At 49.3% G+C, this 18,847-nt stretch carries 17 protein-coding genes and 1 pseudogene; 3 read left to right on the top strand and 15 right to left on the bottom strand.

Annotated elements, in window-relative coordinates:
• Positions 1-116 precede the first annotated feature (116 nt).
• From HMPREF9623_RS10950 to HMPREF9623_RS07610, 9 genes and pseudogenes are all read right to left on the bottom strand, one after another.
• The gene (locus HMPREF9623_RS10950) at positions 117-995 is read right to left on the bottom strand and encodes a DUF4357 domain-containing protein (RefSeq protein WP_009533326.1); all 879 of its coding nucleotides are present in this window, start codon (positions 993-995) and stop codon (positions 117-119) included.
• A gap of 146 nt (positions 996-1,141) precedes the next feature.
• A pseudogene (locus HMPREF9623_RS12175) lies at positions 1,142-1,474 on the bottom strand (type II toxin-antitoxin system HicB family antitoxin).
• Between the two features lie 108 nt (positions 1,475-1,582).
• Positions 1,583-2,770 (bottom strand): adenylosuccinate synthetase, encoded by a 1,188-nt coding sequence (locus HMPREF9623_RS07640; RefSeq protein WP_009533324.1) that lies wholly within the window; start codon positions 2,768-2,770, stop codon positions 1,583-1,585.
• The gene (locus HMPREF9623_RS07635) at positions 2,767-3,651 is read right to left on the bottom strand and encodes a hypothetical protein (RefSeq protein WP_009533323.1); all 885 of its coding nucleotides are present in this window, start codon (positions 3,649-3,651) and stop codon (positions 2,767-2,769) included. The genes HMPREF9623_RS07640 and HMPREF9623_RS07635 overlap by 4 nt, the downstream gene beginning before the upstream one ends.
• 14 nt (positions 3,652-3,665) lie before the next feature.
• Positions 3,666-4,535: a hypothetical protein gene (locus tag HMPREF9623_RS07630; protein WP_009533322.1), complete on the bottom strand. Its 870-nt coding sequence runs from the start codon at positions 4,533-4,535 to the stop codon at positions 3,666-3,668.
• A 217-nt stretch (positions 4,536-4,752) separates the two neighbouring features.
• The gene (locus HMPREF9623_RS07625; RefSeq protein ID WP_009533321.1) at positions 4,753-5,340 is read right to left on the bottom strand and encodes a flavodoxin; all 588 of its coding nucleotides are present in this window, start codon (positions 5,338-5,340) and stop codon (positions 4,753-4,755) included.
• Between the two features lie 184 nt (positions 5,341-5,524).
• Complete coding sequence (locus tag HMPREF9623_RS07620; RefSeq protein WP_009533320.1) at positions 5,525-6,325, bottom strand: hypothetical protein; 801 nt, start codon at positions 6,323-6,325, stop codon at positions 5,525-5,527.
• 312 nt (positions 6,326-6,637) lie between these two features.
• On the bottom strand, positions 6,638-9,073 hold the full coding sequence (gene hypD, locus HMPREF9623_RS07615; protein WP_009533319.1) for a trans-4-hydroxy-L-proline dehydratase: 2,436 nt from the start codon (positions 9,071-9,073) through the stop codon (positions 6,638-6,640).
• A gap of 4 nt (positions 9,074-9,077) precedes the next feature.
• Positions 9,078-9,959 carry a glycyl-radical enzyme activating protein gene (locus tag HMPREF9623_RS07610; RefSeq protein ID WP_242822169.1) on the bottom strand — a complete coding sequence of 294 codons (882 nt, stop codon included), beginning with the start codon at positions 9,957-9,959 and terminating at the stop codon, positions 9,078-9,080.
• Between HMPREF9623_RS07610 and HMPREF9623_RS11665 the strand changes: the two genes are divergently transcribed.
• The gene (locus HMPREF9623_RS11665) at positions 9,888-10,238 is read left to right on the top strand and encodes a hypothetical protein (RefSeq protein WP_195891219.1); all 351 of its coding nucleotides are present in this window, start codon (positions 9,888-9,890) and stop codon (positions 10,236-10,238) included. The genes HMPREF9623_RS07610 and HMPREF9623_RS11665 overlap by 72 nt on opposite strands.
• A gap of 229 nt (positions 10,239-10,467) precedes the next feature.
• On the opposite strand, the gene HMPREF9623_RS07605 is transcribed toward HMPREF9623_RS11665, so the two are convergent.
• A complete protein-coding gene (locus HMPREF9623_RS07605) occupies positions 10,468-11,976 on the bottom strand; it encodes an alanine/glycine:cation symporter family protein (RefSeq protein WP_009533317.1) in 1,509 nt (502 codons plus the stop codon).
• 644 nt (positions 11,977-12,620) lie between these two features.
• Between HMPREF9623_RS07605 and pruA the strand changes: the two genes are divergently transcribed.
• Together pruA and HMPREF9623_RS07595 are read left to right on the top strand one after the other, a co-directional pair.
• Positions 12,621-14,249, top strand: coding sequence for an L-glutamate gamma-semialdehyde dehydrogenase (gene pruA / locus HMPREF9623_RS07600; RefSeq protein WP_009533316.1), 1,629 nt, complete (start codon positions 12,621-12,623; stop codon positions 14,247-14,249).
• 144 nt (positions 14,250-14,393) lie between these two features.
• Entirely contained in the window at positions 14,394-15,266 is an 873-nt protein-coding gene (locus tag HMPREF9623_RS07595; protein ID WP_009533315.1) for a DMT family transporter, read from the top strand.
• On the opposite strand, the gene HMPREF9623_RS11240 is transcribed toward HMPREF9623_RS07595, so the two are convergent.
• From HMPREF9623_RS11240 to HMPREF9623_RS07575, 5 genes are all read right to left on the bottom strand, one after another.
• A complete protein-coding gene (locus HMPREF9623_RS11240; RefSeq protein WP_330362074.1) occupies positions 15,235-15,732 on the bottom strand; it encodes a flavodoxin in 498 nt (165 codons plus the stop codon). The two genes, HMPREF9623_RS07595 and HMPREF9623_RS11240, sit on opposite strands and share 32 nt — an antisense overlap.
• Before the next feature lie 52 nt (positions 15,733-15,784).
• Positions 15,785-16,192: a hypothetical protein gene (locus HMPREF9623_RS07590; protein ID WP_009533313.1), complete on the bottom strand. Its 408-nt coding sequence runs from the start codon at positions 16,190-16,192 to the stop codon at positions 15,785-15,787.
• Between the two features lie 331 nt (positions 16,193-16,523).
• Complete coding sequence (locus tag HMPREF9623_RS07585; protein WP_009533312.1) at positions 16,524-17,072, bottom strand: DUF2812 domain-containing protein; 549 nt, start codon at positions 17,070-17,072, stop codon at positions 16,524-16,526.
• A complete protein-coding gene (locus tag HMPREF9623_RS07580) occupies positions 17,056-17,394 on the bottom strand; it encodes a PadR family transcriptional regulator (protein ID WP_009533311.1) in 339 nt (112 codons plus the stop codon). Before HMPREF9623_RS07580 ends, HMPREF9623_RS07585 begins: the two co-directional genes overlap by 17 nt.
• A gap of 216 nt (positions 17,395-17,610) precedes the next feature.
• Complete coding sequence (locus tag HMPREF9623_RS07575) at positions 17,611-18,585, bottom strand: S66 family peptidase (protein WP_306697380.1); 975 nt, start codon at positions 18,583-18,585, stop codon at positions 17,611-17,613.
• Positions 18,586-18,847 lie beyond the last annotated feature (262 nt).

The following is an 18,847-nucleotide window of genomic DNA, read 5'->3' as shown; positions in this document are numbered from 1 at the left end:
TCCGCAAAACTGTAGGCATCGTTTTCGATGCGGCAAAAAGCAATCGAGTTCGCAGACTTCTATTCTACACCGCTTTGCCAAACTCTGATAGCGGGGAAGGACAATCTTCCGTAAGTTCACTTGCGATAACAATCAATCGATTCCCCGGATTTTGTTTTCCAGTCAACCCAACCATTGCAAGCTGCTCCCATAATAAATTCACCACAGGCAGAGGGAGAGGTCAGTTCAATATCTTCCATCAGTTTTCCATCTTCCACCTTGGCCCGGTTCCTTTTTTCATCGATAATCGACGACAGTCCGATTCCTGTTTCTGTCGCAACATCACTTCCCTTTAGAAGAATAAATGTACCGCTCTTTACCCGCATTTCGCCTCGCAAAAAGGTATTTCCGAACCTTTTAACTTTCCTTGCAAAATGATAGATCCCATCCGGTATTTTTGCCCGATCGCTTGCCCGATAACCGCGTTCAGACTCTTCAACGTCCTTTTCTGCCTCGGCTTCTTCGGAGTTGGTAATCAAATCAAGCCCCAGAATATCCAGCATCTTATAGACCTCGGCAAGGTAATCATCACAGTTCTCCACATCATCTGTGTTTGCCGTACCGGAGCTTGTCGTAACAGTAGTATTATGGTACAAATTCAGCTCGTTGATTCTGTGATTTAAGACGTCTTCCAAATACTGAATGGTACCGTCATTGAAAAACGTGCGTTCCTTAAACTGTGTCAGAATATAGCAATCGGACCAGTTCGCATATTTATCGTCATGCGCAGTGGGGCGATTTGCAAGACCGTTTTTTGACTTTCCCACATAGAGCACATCTTTTCCGCGTGCGTTTTTTCCAAACAAAATGTACACGATGAATAAATTCGGTATCACAAATCCCGGATTCAAGGCTTTTAGATTGGTGTACGGAATTTTATATATCAGAATCGTGCTATTCGGTTTCGTCATCTCAACCGCGCCGTCGTTGTACTTGATGATATATCTGCTCGCCATCTTTACCGCTCCTCGTATCAGCTTTCTATCACTATACCATGCCAAGCGAAGGATACAACAAAAATGCGCCTCCGTTATTCACAGAGACGCATCCCTTATATCCGTTCATTTCTAAAATTCGATTGTCAAGTATAAGCCCTTTTCGCTTACGCTTTCGCCAAAGCATCATTTCTTGCAAGCAGATAGACGCAATATTGATTCATGCTGATTCCTTCCGCTCTCGAATGCTCTGCCAAAGATTTGTGCGTCTAATTCACCGGGTTCCGATATCAGAAGGCCATCCTCGAGGGCGGCGGTCAGCCATTCACGCTTTGCATCGATAGCACATCGATAGCATTCGATACGACATGCTCAACGCTATCCCCCACGGTAATGCAACCGGACAGTTCCGGATAGCGCGCCACATATCCGCCCTCATCCAAATCAGGCACAATCTCCAACTTATAGGGGAGATTCATATAGTATTCAACGCTCTTCATCTGATACCTCCTCCGGGACAACATCTCTTACCATTTCAACATACACTCTCTTAATCGGTTCATCTTTCGGAATGGTAATCGGATTGTGTCACATTTGGTGTCAACTTTTCAGATCAATTCAAGTCCGTCAATTCGCATGCACCGTATTCCTCTTCTCTCTCCTTCCCTTTCCACCCGCTCAAACGAAACTTCCCCCTCTTCAAAATACAGTCGATTTCCCGTTTCGTTTAAGTGCGTAATCAGAATCGAAAGCTTGCTATCGCGGGCGCTTGAGAACATTTGAACCGAGTCTTTATCCCGCTCCACAGGCGCAAAAAAGGCCTCTATACTCTCGTGCCGCGCATAGCGAAGTGTTCCCTGCCACTCATTCGGCTGATTGGTAAGATCTGCTCCCACTCCCGGGAGCTTATCGCGCGCTGTCTCACAGGGCAGCGGTCCCGCTCCGTGGCGCGTCACATAGCTCCGTGTCACATAGATTGCCTCATCCAGCGTGAGACCCCGTTTTGCAAGGAAGGAGGCCGGATTGTGCATCCCTGTTTTTGAGGAAGTCAAATGCGGCGCATAGGCTTCATGGTCCTCGTCTAAGAGAAGTCCCTGTCCACTCTCAAAGATGAGATTCTCAAATTGCAAAAGCCAATCCCGATTCGCATCCACCAAAGTCAAGAGACCTATATTCGTCTTCACTTCCGCAATGTAATTTTGAAGCACCGTGTCATTCCTTAACAGTTCAAAGTACGGGTTCCCGCGGTCTATGCCGAGCACCGCCGCTCTGTCTCTCGTATAGCGCGTCCGCAGCTCCCGCAAGCGCTGCAAGAGCTCTGTCTCGCTCCATGCGGCAACTTCCTCCACACTGAGCCCGTGGCCCGCGCGGTTTCGCTGCACACATTCATCGATGCCCATGCCGCAGGAACCGTGACGCGCATCGCCGCGGGCAGCTTCCGCACCCATGTTAAGGAGCACATCGTCTATGGTGGTGACGCGCGCTGTTTTCTCGGAATAAAGCAAGGGCACAAAGCCGAAAAGCTGCGTAAAGTCCGCGACTTCCTTCCCGAGTTGGTAGAGATCCGGCATAAAGTATTCCGCAAACAGAGTCGGCGCACCGTACTCTGCCCCGGCGCCGATCTGATGGTGTACAAAGCGCCAAGCGGCCGCCGCATCTTCCACGGTGTGCCCGGCCTGCGCACCGCCGTTGTGTTTAATAATCAGCGGTTTCCCGAGAACGCGAGAGAGGCTTGCTACCGCAAGCCCCTTTCCCTCATCTCCGAAATTTTTTCCGATGACCGCAATGCTTCTCATAACCGAATGTCGGCATCCGCCTGCAACGAGAGCTGCGCAAGCGCCGCGCTGATAAGCGGTCGGTTCAGCTCGTCCCAGCGCGATAGGACATCTTCCCGCGCTTCTCCTTTTTGGAGCTGAATGGTGCTGATGATGATTTCCGGCAGACAAGCAGTGCTCTCGCGATCCAGCACCATGCAGTGCCCCGGCAGGAGCTCCGCGTTTCTCTCGTTTTCGCCTCCTATCATGATATGGAACACATGGAAGGAAGCCTCTGCTTCTTTTAAGATGCTCTCTCTCGTGACCTCGCCCGGAAGCGCATCCCCGATGACGCGTTCAATCGTGGCGTCCACAGACTCACTGCGAATATCCGCCCGGTCGCCGATGGTAAAGAGAAACCCCTTTTGATTTCTCTTCCGAATCGCATCGATGTTGGTGTGTCTCGCCAAAAACTCCCAGAGGCAGGTAGGAACCACTTGTCCGCTTCCGCCGTTTTCAAAATAGAGTTCCAAGAGCTGCTCCGCAATTCGGATGTCCGATTCAAACTGCGTAACCTGCAGCGGAGACTTGTCCTGAAAATCACCGTAGGCCGCGCACATGAGTGCCGGGTCTTCGACCGCGCCGGTGGAGTAGAGCTTGGTGATCAGCTCATTCAGGGCACCGGTCGCGAGCTCCACCGCGAGATAGCCCATCGAAGCCGTCACATCCAGACCGACCACAATCGGCGTGGTATTCGGGTGTTCCTCCGAGTCAAAGCACTCCCGCGTGCCGATAAACTTTGGATCCATCTTCGGATTGCATTCCGTTCTCTTAAAGACCTCTCCGACGCTCTGTCCGTTGGAGAGTTTTCTGCTGTTTTTGAGTTTCTGCCAATCCGCCGCCGAATAACTTCCGTAACCCATACTTTCCTCCTGCCTCAATCCATTTTTGTAAAACGATGGCCACCATAGCCGTCTTCAATCACCTTATCCCATGCCGCAAAGTCCGCGTAAGCATCCGCTGCGGGTTCCGACTGAAGAAACGTTTCCAGCTCCCGCGGATGATGCAAATCTTCCGCAACCGACTTTGCCGCCTCCCGGAGATCTCGCAAATCCCGACTGCTCTCTTTCTTCTTTACATCGCGCCAATCGCCAAAGAGCATGCCCTCATGCGTAATCGGGTTGATAAAAAGGCTTGCCGCCGTGATGTTCCCGTGCTCCAGTTCCGAATACTCGAGGGCGCAGCAGATATTTTCCATGCGAGAGATAACCCAGGCCAAATGTTCCGATGCGAACGGCGCAAATACCTCCGCCGGGTAGAAATACGGCTTCCGCGTATAGACGAGGCCAAGCTTCCCCTCGTCCAGATAGAGTTTGCTCTTCAACTGCGGAAAACAACGGACCAACTTCACATCCGCCGCGGGAAAAGCGAGCTTAGAAAGCCCGCGCAAAAAGGCATTTGCCCCTTCCTCCCGATCGAATACATAGACCACCGTTTCCCGGCAGAGATAGCACACAAGCTCGGGATAGGAATAACGGTCCATGTAGGACAGCGTCAAGGTTTTCCCGTTCTGCATGCGATAACTTACGCTGCCGTTCTCTTCCCACAGCGTGTCTCCGCTGTAGTCCTGCTCCTTCGCATCCGCCTTGGCCTTATAGTAGGACAGAAGCTTCTTCCGGAATTCCGTATTCCCTTTTAGCTCAGCGTCCGACAAAAAGGCTCTTGCCCCGCAATACGAACAGCGAAAGCCGCCCACACTGCCGAGTTCCAGCTGCGCGCCGCACTGTTTACAGATATATTGAATCATAGTCCTCCAGTGACAAAGTTTGTCATTTCACTTCAAAGATGGCACTAAAGCATCAGCCGAATTTTGTTGCGCCACTGCACATTGATAAGGAACCGTCCTATCCTATTGTACCCCATTGCATTTCCGGATGCTACGCTTACTGCAATGCTTCGAAGGACGACAAAAACCGCGGCGAATGTAACAATACATTTGCCGCGGCGTAGTTCACGCAATACATTCAATTCTCTGAGCTACATTCATCAGAAACTTCGTCAAAAGAATGATACCGCTTATAAGCTCCCCTATTCTTCTGCATACTAGGATACTCGGCCAAAGCAGCCAGGGTTTCTGCATTAGGCTGTCGGCTCATATTCTTTCGAATCCAGGCTTCCAACACATCAAAGCTATAATCCCCCTTTAAGGCAATGCCGTCCCTTAGCCGAGCCCCCTTACACTCTTTTCGATAGCGCTCCGGCATATCCCCGAAACCACCGCCTCCGTGCGTGCAAAAAGGAATCACGGTCTTTCCGCTCAGATTAACAGCCCGAAGGAAAGACAGCACCGGCGGTGCAAAGGTGTGAAGCCAGTTCGGAGAACCTATGAAAATCAACTCTGCATCCCCAACAGGCTCTGCTCCCTCTGCAAGCGGCGGACAATATCCGCTCTCAATCTCTCCTCTGACTTCTTTCACAGCTGTATTGTAAGAATACGAATACGGCTTTTGAGGCTTCAGCTCTCGCAATTCTCCGTCTGTCAGTAAGGCAATATCTTCCGCCAATTTTCTTGTGATGCCGGAATAGGAATAATACACAACCAGTGTTTTCAAAACAGCAGTACCTCCGTTTTCCCAAACAGTCTCGCCATAGGCAACTCAATCCATACAGGGGGCAACTTCTTCCCTTCCGACCTAAACTCGACTGATGCCTTCGCTAATCGTAATTATAACATGGATATCGGCTTCCGGTATCTTCTCGTAATCAAGCTTGCAAAGAAGTATCTTTCGGATTTCATTACGACGTACCGGACTCAGCTGTGCTGTTCTCACTCTGTCGAATATGTTGCCGAATTTCCGCTTCATGACGCTTGCAGTAATCATAAGCCGCTTCCATATAGGCGGTAATAGAGTGATTTTCATGTAAATCCATGAGTGTATCCAAAATTAACTTACCTTCGATTTTCATGCCTAAGAAATAACTATAGACACAAGCGCCCTCTTCTCTCGGATAATATGGGTTAATTGTGCTCAAACGCTTGTCGCTCATAATGCTCTCTACAACCATCTCGCTCAAAATCCACTGCAAGGATGGCGTTTCATACTCATCATAACTGTCCCGAAAATGCCGATTCCACACAAAAAACCAAAAATAATGAATCACTTCGTGGAGTGTTATTCCGAGCGCTCCGCGTTCACTATTCATGTAAAACAGGTCGAACTTTTCCTCTCGAAGGAACCGCGGGCAAATTGGATTTAACGTAATATTGGCAAGCAGCTCGTTGAACATTGTTCTGCTATCCAGTTCAAAGGCATCTGAAAGTGCATCCTCAATTTGATTTCGATATTTCTGAAAATAATCATGATACCGGCATTCTTTCGCTTCAATCTCCGGCAGGACTCTATCCCATATTTTTCGCATGGTGGTTCGAAGATAGTCTTCTTTTTCTCTTTCTTGCAATGCTTGTATGTTCTGATTGATTTCCGGGTAAAAGTACCGCAGGGAATCAGACCAGTAGGAAGCTGTTTCTTCGGTTTGAAATAACAGAATACTCTTAACGGAATAATCAAATCCCGCATTTCTAAATGTTACATTCATTGATCTTACCTCTATGTCTTATTTCTACTTCCTCATTGAAAACCGAGAAACACTGTCATGGAACTCTGTGGATTTCAGAAACATTGCAATCGCAACCGCCATAGTAAGCCGTATTTTCAAGCGAAGTCTCCGCTTTCTGCCTCGAACCAAATCGATATGCACATTGCAATTTATTGTCGCCATTCTCACCACTATAAACCGAATTTATAATTTCATCCTTCTTCCGATTTCAGCGCTATTGCCAAAAAATCCCCCCTTCCGGGGCAAACAAGATAATATCTCTTGTCTACTCGAAAGGGGGCTTACTTTCAATTATGCGAATTCCTGCTCGGTTCTTTCAATAATCTCGTTCTGGAGCTTCGGATCCAGGTTGTTGAAGTAGTCACTGTAGCCCGCAACACGGACAATGAGGTCCTTGTACTCCTCCGGATTCTTCTGTGCGTCGATCAGGGTCTCGCGGCTGATGACGTTGAACTGCAGGTGGTGACCCCACATCTCGAAGTAGGAACGAATCAATGCCGCCAGGTTGTCAATGCCCTTCTGGCCTGCGAGAGCGGCCGGGGTGAACTTCTGGTTCAGGAGGCAGCCGCCGGTGTGGCGCTGATCCATCTTCGCGCAGGAGGTAACGACAGAGGTCGGTCCGTTGGTATCGCCGCCCTTGGTCGGGGAAATACCGTCTGCCAGCGGCATGTGCGCGCGGCGTCCGCCGGCGTCCGCAATCATTACATCACCGAAGTAGACGTGGCAGGTGGTCGGAAGCATATCGACATAATAGGTTCCGCCGTTGACCGTCGGTCTTCCGCTGATGTAGTCCTTGTACTCGTTGAAGGCCTCAATCATCACCTCATCCGCGTACTCGTCATCGTTGCCGTACTTCGGCGTCTTGTTACAGACGTAGTTGTAAATCTCCGGGTGGCCCTCGAAGTTATCGCCCATAGCCTTCACGAGCTCCGTGAGGCTGAAGCGCTTCTTATCGAAAACATTGTACTTGATGGATACCAGTGCGTCCGTGACATCGCTGATACCGACGCCCTGCATGTAACGCGTGCTGTATCTCGCACCGCCTGCGTTGTAGTCCTTGCCCTTCGAGATGCAATCATCCGTGCAAATCGACAGGAAGGGTGCCGGCATCATCTCTGCGAAAATACGCTCGATAATCTGGTTGCCGCGCATCTTGACATCAATACAGTGCTCAAGCTGTGCCTTGAATGCCTGCCACACGTCCTCATAGGACTTCATATCTTCCACAGCGCCGGTCTTCGGGCCTATCTGCTGCTTGGACATGGGATCGTAACCGTTGTGCAGCGCGAGCTCCAGGCACTTCGGGATATTGACATAACCCGTGAGGATATAGTCCTCCGTGCCCCAAGCACCGGTCTCCGTGCAGCCGGAGCAGCCGGAGTTTCTTGCGTCAATCAATGACTTGCCCTTGTTTACGAGTTCCTCAATCATCTCATCTGTGTTATAGAATGCCGGCTGGCCCCAGCCCTGGCGCGCAATCTCGCAAGCCCGCTTCAGGAACTCATCCGGAGTCTTCTTGGAGATCTGTACGTTCGAGTTCGGCTGGTTCTGACGCATGTCCTCCATGCAGTTGAGAATGAGGTAGCTGACACGGTTCACGCCGTCCTCGCCGTCCTCCTTCACACCGCCGGTGTTGATGTTGGAGAAGTCAACGTAGGTTCCGGACTCCTTCAGGGTAACACCGACCTTAACCGGCGCCGGGGAATTGAAGAGCTTCACCCAGAGGCATTCGAGAAGCTCAAGCGCAAGGGTATCATCCAACCTTCCTGCTGCGGTATCCTTCTCATAGAAGGGGTTCAGGTGCTGATCCAGACGTCCCGGCGTAAATGCATCCCACGGGTTTAGCTCAAGCGTGACGCCGAGGTGCGTAAACCAGTACATCTGCAATGCCTGCCAGTAGGTCTCCGGCTTGTGTTCCGGAACCACCGCGCAGTTCTCTGCGATTTGGAGCAGCTCTTTCTTTCTGACCGGATCCGTGCATGCGACCGCCTTCTCCAGCGCGAGCTCGTGATATCTCTTGCCGAGGGTAATCACCGCATCGCAGCAGATGTCCATAGCCTTCAGCTCCTGAAGCTTGTCATACGCCTCCGGATCGTTGAAGAAATCCAGCTCTTCCATGGTCTTTGCGATTTTCTTCTTGTAATCGCCGTAGCCATAGATATAGAAGTTCTTGCCGCCCGCCGTATGCCCCGGGCCTCTCTGCTCCATGAACTCCGTAAACATGCCTGCGCCGTAGTAGGTTCTCCACTCGTCGTTCATCGCTTCCATGATACGGTCTCTCGTCGCTCTGCCCTTCCAGTACGGAATGACAATTTCCTCCTGCTGGCGGATCTGCTCTTCGGTGACCGTAAAGTTCACGAGCTCACGATCATTCATGATTCTCATGTCTTCGAGCGAGTGGCAGATAATCTCCGGGAAGGTCGGGGACGACTGCGGGGTCGGTCCCTTCTCTCCGACAAGCAGCTCATCTTCGCCGAAGTAGAGCTCTTTCTTGCTGAAGTACTCCTTCAACACCAGAGCGCGCAACACCGGGGTCGAAACCCTACCCTCATACTGCTTGTAGACTTCCGTCTCAATCAGCGCTCTCTCGAGGTCAAGGTGCGGCTGTGTCTCATGGCTGATCTTTCTCAGTCTCTTCAGCCGAGGCGTGCACCCGCGATCCTTATCCCTCGCAAGCTCCTTGGGGGTGGTGATGTTGAACGACAGATCAATTACCTTCTCTCCCATTGCCTTATCCTCCTATTACAACTCGTTCATAGCCTGCTTCCTCAAGCAGCGCTTTATAGTGACCCATTTCCTCCGGAGTCGGTGCCCACATGAGGTCTTCCTCGTAGACGCGTCCCAGGTTTGCGTATTTGCCCTTCCCAAAATCATGGTAGGGCAGAAGGCTGATTTCCCTCACATGTATGTGATTCTGTTTCAGAAAATCAATCAGCGAATCAAAAAAAACATCGTTTGCATTGACGCCTCCCACGACCGGAATGCGGATATAGATACCCGCGCCGTCGTCGCTGAGACGCTTTAGATTCTCAAGTATCAGTGCATTGTCTACACCGATGAACTTTTTGTGCACCTCCGGATCCATCGCCTTGATGTCATAAAGGAAGATATCCGTGTAGGGTAAGATTCGCTTAAAATTCTCGTAGGGACAGTGACCGCTGGTGTCGATAAAGATTCGGATTCCCTGCTCGTGCAAGCGTCTGCAGAGTTCCTCAATATAGTCCATGTCCTGAACCATCACCTCACCGCCCGAAAGTGTCACACCACCGCCGGACTGCTCATAGAAGAGCTTGTCCCGCGCAGCCTTTTTCACCAACTCGTCTATGCTGTACTTCTTCCCGCAGAGCTCACGTGCGGAGCCGAGACAGACATCCTCACAGTTTCCGCAGACATCACAGTCCGTACGATCGAAGCGCAATTCGTGTCCCGCACTGTCTGGCACATTGCAGTGTTTCGGACAGGCAGCAACACAGCGTCCGCAAAGCGTGCACTTTTCACGGCGAAACACCAGCTCTTTTTTATAAAGCTGACTCTCAGGATTATGGCACCAAAGGCAACGCAGCGGACAACCCTTGAAAAAGATCGTTGTCCGTATACCGTCACCGTCGCGCACGGAGAATTTCTGAATGTTAAAGATAATTGGATCGGCCAAGCCCTTACGCCTCCCTCTCTGACCGCAGTCATGCTTTTTCTTGCTTTCGCAGACTTTCTGTCTTATTCAAACGAACAAGGCGTGCTGAGCGCACCGATACGCACCTATTTTTTCGATTATTTTCGTCGTGTCGCACACGCGATAGAACAACGCCTGATTCTCAAAGCTTCATTGCAATTGCATCCAAGCAGAAACCGAACCGTACCGGTCTTTGCTTTCACCTTACCTTATGATGCGTGAAAATTCAATCTGACAAAAGTAAATTATTTGTAAATTTGATACTGCTATTTTTTAATTCCGTCTGCCTCCGGCGTCATCACCTTAAAATTTGTCCAAGTCGCAACGTTTGTTCCGACGCTCTTTCTTCCATAATAAACATAAACATCCGATTAGAGCAGAAGTGCCGCTGGAATCCGGCGGCACTTCTCTCTTTATTTCCATCAGCCGTTATACCGCAATCAAAGACGCATTATTTTTCTTCTTCGATATATTTCTTATTGATGTTCATCCACATCTCTTTATCGATGCCCTTCCAGTCAAACTTACGCGGATCCCAGAACGGGTCCTTCTTCGCCTTCATCTGCGCCTCATAGTCTCTGTATGCCGCAAAGCACTTCGGAGACAGGAGCAGAACCACAAGCATATTGACCCAAGTGGTAAAGCCGAGCGCTAAGTCGGAAATATTCCACGCGAGGCCGTTCTCAATATTTCCCCAGATGAAGATAAGGATCGGCATACCGATTCTGAGGATCCAAGTTGCTGTCTTGCGGATGCCTTCCTTGCCGTCACCCTGGAAGAGATAGACCATGCCGGTCTCAGCCTCATAGTAATAGCTGATCAAGCAAGTGAAGGAGAACAGCGCCAACATAACTGCGATAAAGAGCGGGGCCGCGGATCCCATAACTGTCGAGACCGCAATCTGCACGAACTTAACACCGCTGTAATTTTCAGCTGCGAGGGCTGCCAGCTGCTCGTGGAGCACCGGGAATCTCTCGCCGCCGATATAGCCAAACTGCGTGTTGTAGCAACCGGTCAGAATCATCATGATGCCGGATGCCGTACAAACGATAACCGTGTCAAGCCAAACACCCGCTGCATTTGCCATACCCTGTTTAACCGGATGGCTCGTCTCTGCCGCCGCCGCGGTCGGGGATGCCTCGCCCATACCGGATGCGCTGGAGAAGGTTCCGCGCTTAACACCCTGCTGAATCGCAATGCCGAGACCGCCGCCCATCAGCGCCTGCTTGCTGAACGCGCACTTAAGAATCAAAGAAATTGCCGCGGGAATGCGAGTGATGTTCATCACGAGGATGATAACCGTGCAAGCTAGGTAAATGACCGTCATGAACGGCACGATGGCGGATGCAACCTGACTGATTCTCTTGACGCCACCGATTACAACGACCGCCATAATCAATGCGATAACTGCCGCAGAAATAATCACCGGGATGTGAAGTGCGCTCTCGAAGCCGTCGCAAATCGTGTAGGTTGCCGCTGCCGGCATGAATGCCGCGGTACCAATCATGATAACCGCTGCCATGAACGCACCATAAGCTTTCCAACCAAGTCCGCGCTCTGCACAGTAGGTTCCGCCGCCACGGTACTGTCCGTCAATTCTTGTCTTGAAGATAACCGCTTCTGTACACTCTGCAAAACACACCGCCGAGTTCGTCATACCTGCGAGCACCATCCAGAACAGTGCACCGGGACCTCCCTTAAAAAGTGCAACTGCAACACCGGCCACATTTCCGGTTCCGATACGCATGGCCATGGTCGTACAGAAAGATGCAAAAGAAGAGATACCGCTCTCAGAATCTTGTTTATCAATGATTCTACTCCACATATCCTTGAAATGCCTGAACTGGAAGAAACCCATACCGACACTCAGGTAGAGTCCCGAGCCGACAATCAGCACAAGCATCCCGACGCCCCAGATTGGACCATTTGCCCAGTCAACGAATTTACCAATAGCTTCCATACATTTCCTCCTTTTGACCTAAATTTGTGTCCATGCGGCATCAGGCTGAAGCGAATCATATAACATTATGCTCTGGTTTGGACTTATTTTCATTATAGCAAGGGGCACATCTTTGTCAATAATGCATTCAAGAAACTCATTACATCAATATTTTATAGTCATATTTTCATTATCAGCAAATATTAATGTGGGTAACTTTAAATGATATGCTATTTCATTATGAATTTTTGGCTTTTCTGTGTATTAAATCAACACCGCTTTCATTTGTGTTGAATATCGAATTGATATTGTGTACAAATATCCTACTTTACTCCTGTTTATCATAGCTTCATTTTCGCCCGCATTGTATTATGTAATTTTATAATGCATTTTTATACTCCACTGTTCTCCGCGCTTACAGGCGCGTCCCGAACAAGAAAACTGCTGCCTCCCACTCCGATTCGTCCGTATTCCTCCTTTCCCATGATGTAGATTTTTTCCAATGTACCGCATCTAATAGAAGTAATACTGTGAAAAGTTTATAAATTTATATCATTTTAAAATTTACAAACTCTAAATTTATGATATAGTGTTAGTGTCAGAGACAACATAAAATTGTTGTTTCTTTCATTCTCACATCTTATCAACATGAAAGGAGTTCTGTTATGCCAAACGCTTACTTTGCCATCGAAAAGCCCGCAAATGATCCCTTCCTCGGATACATGCCGGGGAGTGCGGAGCGCGAGGAACTGAAGAAGGAGCTTGAACGTCAGTCCTCTCAGGTTGTAAAGATCCCGCTAATCATCAACGGTGAGGAAATTTACACGGAAAAGACCGTCAAGGTCACCATGCCGCACGATCACAGCCATGTCATTGCAGAATGCTGCATGGCAGGTGAGAAGGAGCTGAAGCTTGCGATCGAAACTGCACTCGCTGCGAAAGAGGAGTGGGAGAATCTTCCTTGGGAACATCGTTCGGCTATCTTCTTAAAAGCTGCGGACCGCATCACAGGCTCCTATCGCAAGGTTCTCAACGCATCTTCCATGCTCGGCCAGTCAAAGACTGTGTTCCAGGCGGAAATTGACATTGCCGAACTTGCGGATTTCCTTCGCTTCGGCGTATGGTCTGCGCAGGAGATTTTCAAACAGCAACCCCTGAGCGTTAATGGTATTTGGAACCGCCAGGACTATCGTCCGCTGGAAGGCTTTGTTTGTGCGATTTCGCCCTTCAACTTCACCTCCATCGGCGGAAACCTTCCGAGCGCCCCGGCGATTGTCGGTAACGTAGCGCTTTGGAAGCCTGCAACCACTGCAGTTCTCTCCAACTACTACTATATGAAGTTGCTCATGGAGTGCGGACTTCCGAAAGGTGTCATCAACTTCATTCCGAGCGCCGGCCCCGATGTCTCCAAGTATGTTCTGAGCGACCCGCGGCTTTCAGGCTTCCACTTCACCGGCTCCACCGGTGTATTCCAGGGTGTCTGGAAGCGCGTCGGCGAAAATATCGCAAACTATCATTGCTACCCGAGACTGGTAGGTGAGACCGGCGGTAAGGACTTTATCTTCGCGCACAACACAGCTGATATCGATCCGCTTTGCGCAGCGATTGTCCGCGGTGCGTTTGAGTATCAGGGCCAGAAGTGCTCGGCTTGCTCCCGCGTCTTTATCCCGAAGAGCATTTGGCCGGTTACCGAGAAGAAGATTAAGGAACTTGTGGCTACCATTAAGGTTGGCGATGTTCAGGAATTCGATACCTTCATGGGCGCAGTCATCGACAAGGCTTCGTTTGAAACCTGCAAGGGCTTCATCGACCGCGCAAAGGCTTCCCCGGATTGCGAAATCATTGCCGGCGGAACCTATGACGGCAGCAAGGGCTGGTTCATTCAGCCGACCGTAATCCTCTGCAAATCCCCGCACTATGAGTCCATGGTGACGGAGATCTTCGGGCCCATCGTCTCCATCTACGTCTACGATGATGATGCGTTTGATGAGACCCTTCGCATCTGCGATACCGCTTCTCCCTACGCTCTGACCGGCGCTGTCTTCGCACAGGATCGCCAGGTGATTGCAAAGATGGAAAAAGCACTTCGCAACGCTTCCGGAAACTTCTACATCAATGACAAGTGCACCGGCGCGGTGGTCGGACAGCAGCCCTTCGGCGGCGCAAGAGCTTCCGGTACCAACGATAAGGCGGGAACCACGCTGAACATGCTCCGCTGGCTCAGCGCGCACGCAGTCAAAGAAGCCTTCTCCCCCTCGTCGGCAGTCCTTTATCCTTACATGAGTGAGAAATAAGAAGGGCTACCGAATATAAAAGAGAGTCGTTGCATCCAAAACGGATGCGACGGCTCTCATTTTTAACAGGAGCAACCTGATATTACACCACTGTCAAGAGAACAATACAGGAAAGATACAGGAAAACAAGAAAGAAGGTTTCTTATGGATAAAAACGCTGTCAGAGCCGCTCAGGTATTGATGATTTCTCTGGTCGTCGCCAGAGGCGTATCCTTCATGTTCTCAAAAACCTTACTGGTCGATATGGGGCCTTTGACCTTGCTCGGCATACGGTTTTTGCTGGCCTTTCTCGTTCTCTTCGTCGTCTTTTTCAAACGGGTGATCACAGAGATCCAAAAAGACAAGGAAATCCTGTCGGCAAGCCTCGCTCTCGGCGCTGCGTATTTCACATGCATGACATGCGAACTGATCGGTCTTCAGTATACCTCATCGTCAACCTGCGCATTTTTGGAAAACTCGGCCATCGTCATCGTGCCCATTTTGGAGGCCGTCCTGATCCGCAAATTTCCATCCCTTAAGGTCATACTAAGTTGTGCGATTACAAGCATCGGCATCGGCATGATTACCCTGAGCGGCGGAATCCAGAGCTTTGGTCTCGGTGAGTTTCTCTGCTGCATTGCAGCGTTCGCCTTTGCCAGCGCAATCATCCTCAATGATCGCTGTACGAGAAGGCACGACGCCTTCAGCATCGGAATCGTTCATGTCGGATTCATCGGCATTGCTGCCCTGCTCGCAGCTTTTATATTTGAGGCTCCGCATCTGCCGCAAACCGGCACGCAGTGGATGATGCTGCTCATGCTCACTCTGATCTGCACCTGCCTCGGCTTCACGTTGCAACCGGTTGCTCAGAAAAAAATAAGCGCGCAGACAGCCGGTGTCATGTTCGGGCTGAATCCACTCACCGCTGCAATCTGCGGATGGATTTTCATGAAAGAAGCCATGACACCAATCGGAATCATAGGCGGTATTCTGATTATCATCGGAATCATCGCGACAAGCCTGAGACCGGATGGGTAAAGCTATGTTCAATCCATGTTTGCAGTTCGTCAAAGTTATAATCGCCCTTTAACGCAATCCCGTCTCTGATCACCGAAGCTCCGCATTCTTTTTGATAGCGCTCCAACATATCCCCAAAGCCGCCTCCGCCATGGGTACAAAACGGTATGATTGTCTTTCCGCTCAGATTAACAGCCCGAAGGAAAGACAATACCGGCGGTGCAAAGGTATGAAGCCAGTTCGGCGAACCTATAAAAATCAACTCTGCATCCCCAACAGGCTCTGCCCCCTCTGCAAGCGGCGGACAATATCCTCTCTCGATTTCTCCTCTGACTTCTTTCACAGCTGTATTGTAGGAGTACGAATACGGTTTTTTAGGCTTCAGCTCTCTTGATTCTCCGTCTGTCAGTAAGGCAATATCTTCCGCCAATTTTCTTGTGATGCCGGAATAGGAATAATAGACAACCAGCGTTTTCAATTCAAGCACCTCATCTTCCGCAACTCACCGCAGCTTTCTTCTCCTTTTGTCCGTCGTTTCATCACCAAATCTCTTCGAGCCGCTCTCTATCCCGGCGATCTAAGCGGTACCAAATCTGATCAATACGCATCAAGCTATCCCAAAGTTGGATACATATTCTGCTGTCATCACGGTATATGATCTTTATTGCGTACTCTTCCGCTGTCATCTTGATATTTCGTCCGTCATTCATATCTTCATCATATACGGCACGATTCAGAATATCCCTCAACTGCTTTATCTCGGCTTCATTATCAAGCTCTTTTATCACATGCTCCGGCTCATCTGAAATTCGGATGCACTGTATTTCGTACGGTTTTATGATGTGTTTTTCAACGCTCTGCGTTTTCTTTGTACCGACAGCGAATAAAATGGCTGCCAATATACCGCCAAGCAGTATTCCAGTTCGCCTCGTCTTACGGTTTATCATTTATCTTGCTTCTCCATTCTCAGCTGCAATGCCGGCAATCATCCGCTTCATCCGAGGTCCGGATTTCGTTTTCCTTTTCTGCCGACATGATAAGCGATTCGGCAACCGAATTGTAAATTCACTATACCACCGCAAGGCTCTTCAAACAACAATTCGCAACGCACTGCTTACAATAGCTGTCAGCAGCAGACTTTTATCAATGCCAAGAAACAGGCAGCCATTCCGGCCGCCTGTTTTAAATGATATCTGCGAGTGATTTACACCTTAACTGTAGTTCTTCCTCTTTTTACCAATATCATTTGTTTTTGAAATTTCCAAAATCAGCCCCAGGTTATTCCCAAATATCTTTTTCTTCCTTCGGCATGGCGTATTTTCTGTGTTTCTGGATTCCCATGATGAGGAAGATGATTCCCGAAATCATCAAACCGGCGTCAATAACAACGGCAATCCAAAACGGAACGCCCTCCGGCTTCACGTAATACAAGGTCTGAACCAACATAAGGATCCCCAGTACGAACTGCGATATTGCGATACCGAAGAAATGGGAATATCGTTTGCTCATTTGCTTTTCGATCTCCTTCTTCTCGCTGTACATGTCCAACGGACCGTCAGCCGTGTTTTTCCTCAGATACACCCTGCCCCCGTACTCCGCCACAACCGTGATCCCGGTCTGTTCCAGAAAATCAAGATATTCCTTCTTCTTACTTCCTGTGTAAGAAGGCAGATCGATCTTATACTGATACTTTAGCGGAGAAATGTCCTCAAATACATATTCGCCGCCATGATAGCCGATGAGCATCTGACCGTTTTGTCCCTGTTCGTTCAGCCATTCCTCTTCCTTTTGGATGTCCAGAAAAGTTTTTTTAACACTTGTTTTCATTTCCTGCCTCCTTCATTTTTTCTGCATTTTGCAGCATTTCTTCCAGTCGGATCAGCTCTTTTTCAAAAAACTGTTTTCCTGTACCTGTGATGATGTATTCAATCCTTCTGTCCGGCGGATGCTCATCCACTGCCCTGATCCAGCCCTTCTTTTGCAAGGTGTCCAATGCGCCGTAGAGAGAACCGGCCCCAAGGTTTACCCGTCCGTCCGTCATTTCCGCAATGTCTTTCATCATGGCGTAGCCGTGCGCCGGCTGATGAAGCCGCAACAGGATATAAAAGACGGATTCCGTGAGAGCACCGCTGTTCGCTGCTCTTCCCATGGCTTCTCCTTTCTGCTACGAATTGCGATGTATCTTTATCTGTAATATATCATTATACGTAATAGTTGTCAACAGCCTGTCAAAAGAATTTCGGAATTCCTCGATGTGTTCTTCTTTGCTCTATGCAACAAAACAAGCCGCTGACTCCTTTGAAATCAGCGACTGTCCTGTCTGTCATTTTTTTTTGATTCTATGCTCTATCCAAAATGATCTGGGCTATCTCCTCTGCTTGATTGAATCCAAACACGATTCTGTAGCGGATTCCAGCAGAGTCAGAGTCTTATGGTCTGCATCAAGGCGGCAAAGCGCTCCATATGGAAGTATGCCAATAGGCTCTGCATGTCCGAAGTTTACATTACAGAGAATCGGAAGTTCCGGACGCCCTGCCTCAAATCCCACAACTCTCCGAAAGACATCTTTATATGATCCATATTTGCTCCGTCTGGCCGGTTTTCCCACCAAAATGCCGGAGATAACATCAAAGATACCTTGTGCCGCCAGATTACGAAGTATGTATGTCAGCAATTCAGGAGACATATCCTCTTCACTTGTCTCCAGAAATAGAATTTTATTCCTCCATTCTCCCAAATCGGGCCAGATGGATGTTCCCACCAACATCGGAAACACATCAACACAGCCGCCCAGCAGGCTTCCCTCCACAACTCCGCTTCCCTGAAGGATTTCATAGCCAAGCTCCTCCGGATGATATTGCTTAAGGATACTCATATTCTCTTCCTTCCACCAAATCTTCTCATCTTCATCGTCATACCAATATGGAGACGAAGGGATGTCCAACTGAGGCTTTGGTTCAAACAGCGTATTATAAATGGCGTTAGCGGTGTAATCATTCATCCTGACATACTCCGAAAAATTCGTCATAACGCTGGCTCCATAATAGGACATGACACCGGCCTTGTACATCATGAGATGGTTGGATGTCGTATCGGAGAATCCAGTAAAGATTTTCGGATTTTGCCGAATCACATCATAGTCAATATAGGGCAGCATGCGAATCGCATCATCTCCGCCTATGGCAGAAAAAATAGCTTTGACTTCCGGATTGCGGAATGCATCCATCCAATCCTTAGCCCGGGCTTCCGGATGCTCATAGACATATTCAAGACCCTTGAGCGCGTTTGGCATCACCAGAACCCTAAGACCGTAATCGCGCTCCCAACATTCCTGTGCTATATGCAGTTTATGAATCGCTCAAGCTTCCCCTAGCATTCCCGAAGAAAGGCTCACGATAGCAACTGTGTCCCCTGTACAAAGACGTTTTGGTTTAATCATCCGATTTCTTTCTCCTCGAAACTATTTTTAACTACTTCTTCTTGGCAACAATATAAAATCTGTGAATGCTCCCCTCAAGCAGTCCGTCTCTTTCAATGCTTTTCTGTGCCTCAAGCAAATGTTCAAAGCAGCTTTCAACGGAAAAGCCCGGAAACTCCCATTC

Origin of the sequence: Stomatobaculum longum, from assembly GCA_000242235.1 — a bacterium.
In the GTDB taxonomy this organism is placed as follows: domain Bacteria; phylum Bacillota; class Clostridia; order Lachnospirales; family Lachnospiraceae; genus Moryella; species Moryella longum.
Note: the sequence above shows the minus strand (reverse complement) of the source record. Positions and strands in the feature narration are given on the sequence as shown.

Coding starts and splice junctions, on each gene's coding strand:
- HMPREF9623_RS10950 (WP_009533326.1), bottom strand. CDS start 995: ATGGCGAGCAGATATATCATCAAGTACAACGACGGCGCGGTTGAGATG.
- HMPREF9623_RS07585 (WP_009533312.1), bottom strand. CDS start 17,072: ATGAAAACAAGTGTTAAAAAAACTTTTCTGGACATCCAAAAGGAAGAG.
- HMPREF9623_RS07630 (WP_009533322.1), bottom strand. CDS start 4,535: ATGATTCAATATATCTGTAAACAGTGCGGCGCGCAGCTGGAACTCGGC.
- HMPREF9623_RS07605 (WP_009533317.1), bottom strand. CDS start 11,976: ATGGAAGCTATTGGTAAATTCGTTGACTGGGCAAATGGTCCAATCTGG.
- HMPREF9623_RS07580 (WP_009533311.1), bottom strand. CDS start 17,394: ATGGGAAGAGCAGCGAACAGCGGTGCTCTCACGGAATCCGTCTTTTAT.
- HMPREF9623_RS07640 (WP_009533324.1), bottom strand. CDS start 2,770: ATGAGAAGCATTGCGGTCATCGGAAAAAATTTCGGAGATGAGGGAAAG.
- HMPREF9623_RS07595 (WP_009533315.1), top strand. CDS start 14,394: ATGGATAAAAACGCTGTCAGAGCCGCTCAGGTATTGATGATTTCTCTG.
- hypD (WP_009533319.1), bottom strand. CDS start 9,073: ATGGGAGAGAAGGTAATTGATCTGTCGTTCAACATCACCACCCCCAAG.
- HMPREF9623_RS11665 (WP_195891219.1), top strand. CDS start 9,888: ATGGCACCAAAGGCAACGCAGCGGACAACCCTTGAAAAAGATCGTTGT.
- HMPREF9623_RS07620 (WP_009533320.1), bottom strand. CDS start 6,325: ATGAATGTAACATTTAGAAATGCGGGATTTGATTATTCCGTTAAGAGT.
- pruA (WP_009533316.1), top strand. CDS start 12,621: ATGCCAAACGCTTACTTTGCCATCGAAAAGCCCGCAAATGATCCCTTC.
- HMPREF9623_RS07635 (WP_009533323.1), bottom strand. CDS start 3,651: ATGGGTTACGGAAGTTATTCGGCGGCGGATTGGCAGAAACTCAAAAAC.
- HMPREF9623_RS07590 (WP_009533313.1), bottom strand. CDS start 16,192: ATGATAAACCGTAAGACGAGGCGAACTGGAATACTGCTTGGCGGTATA.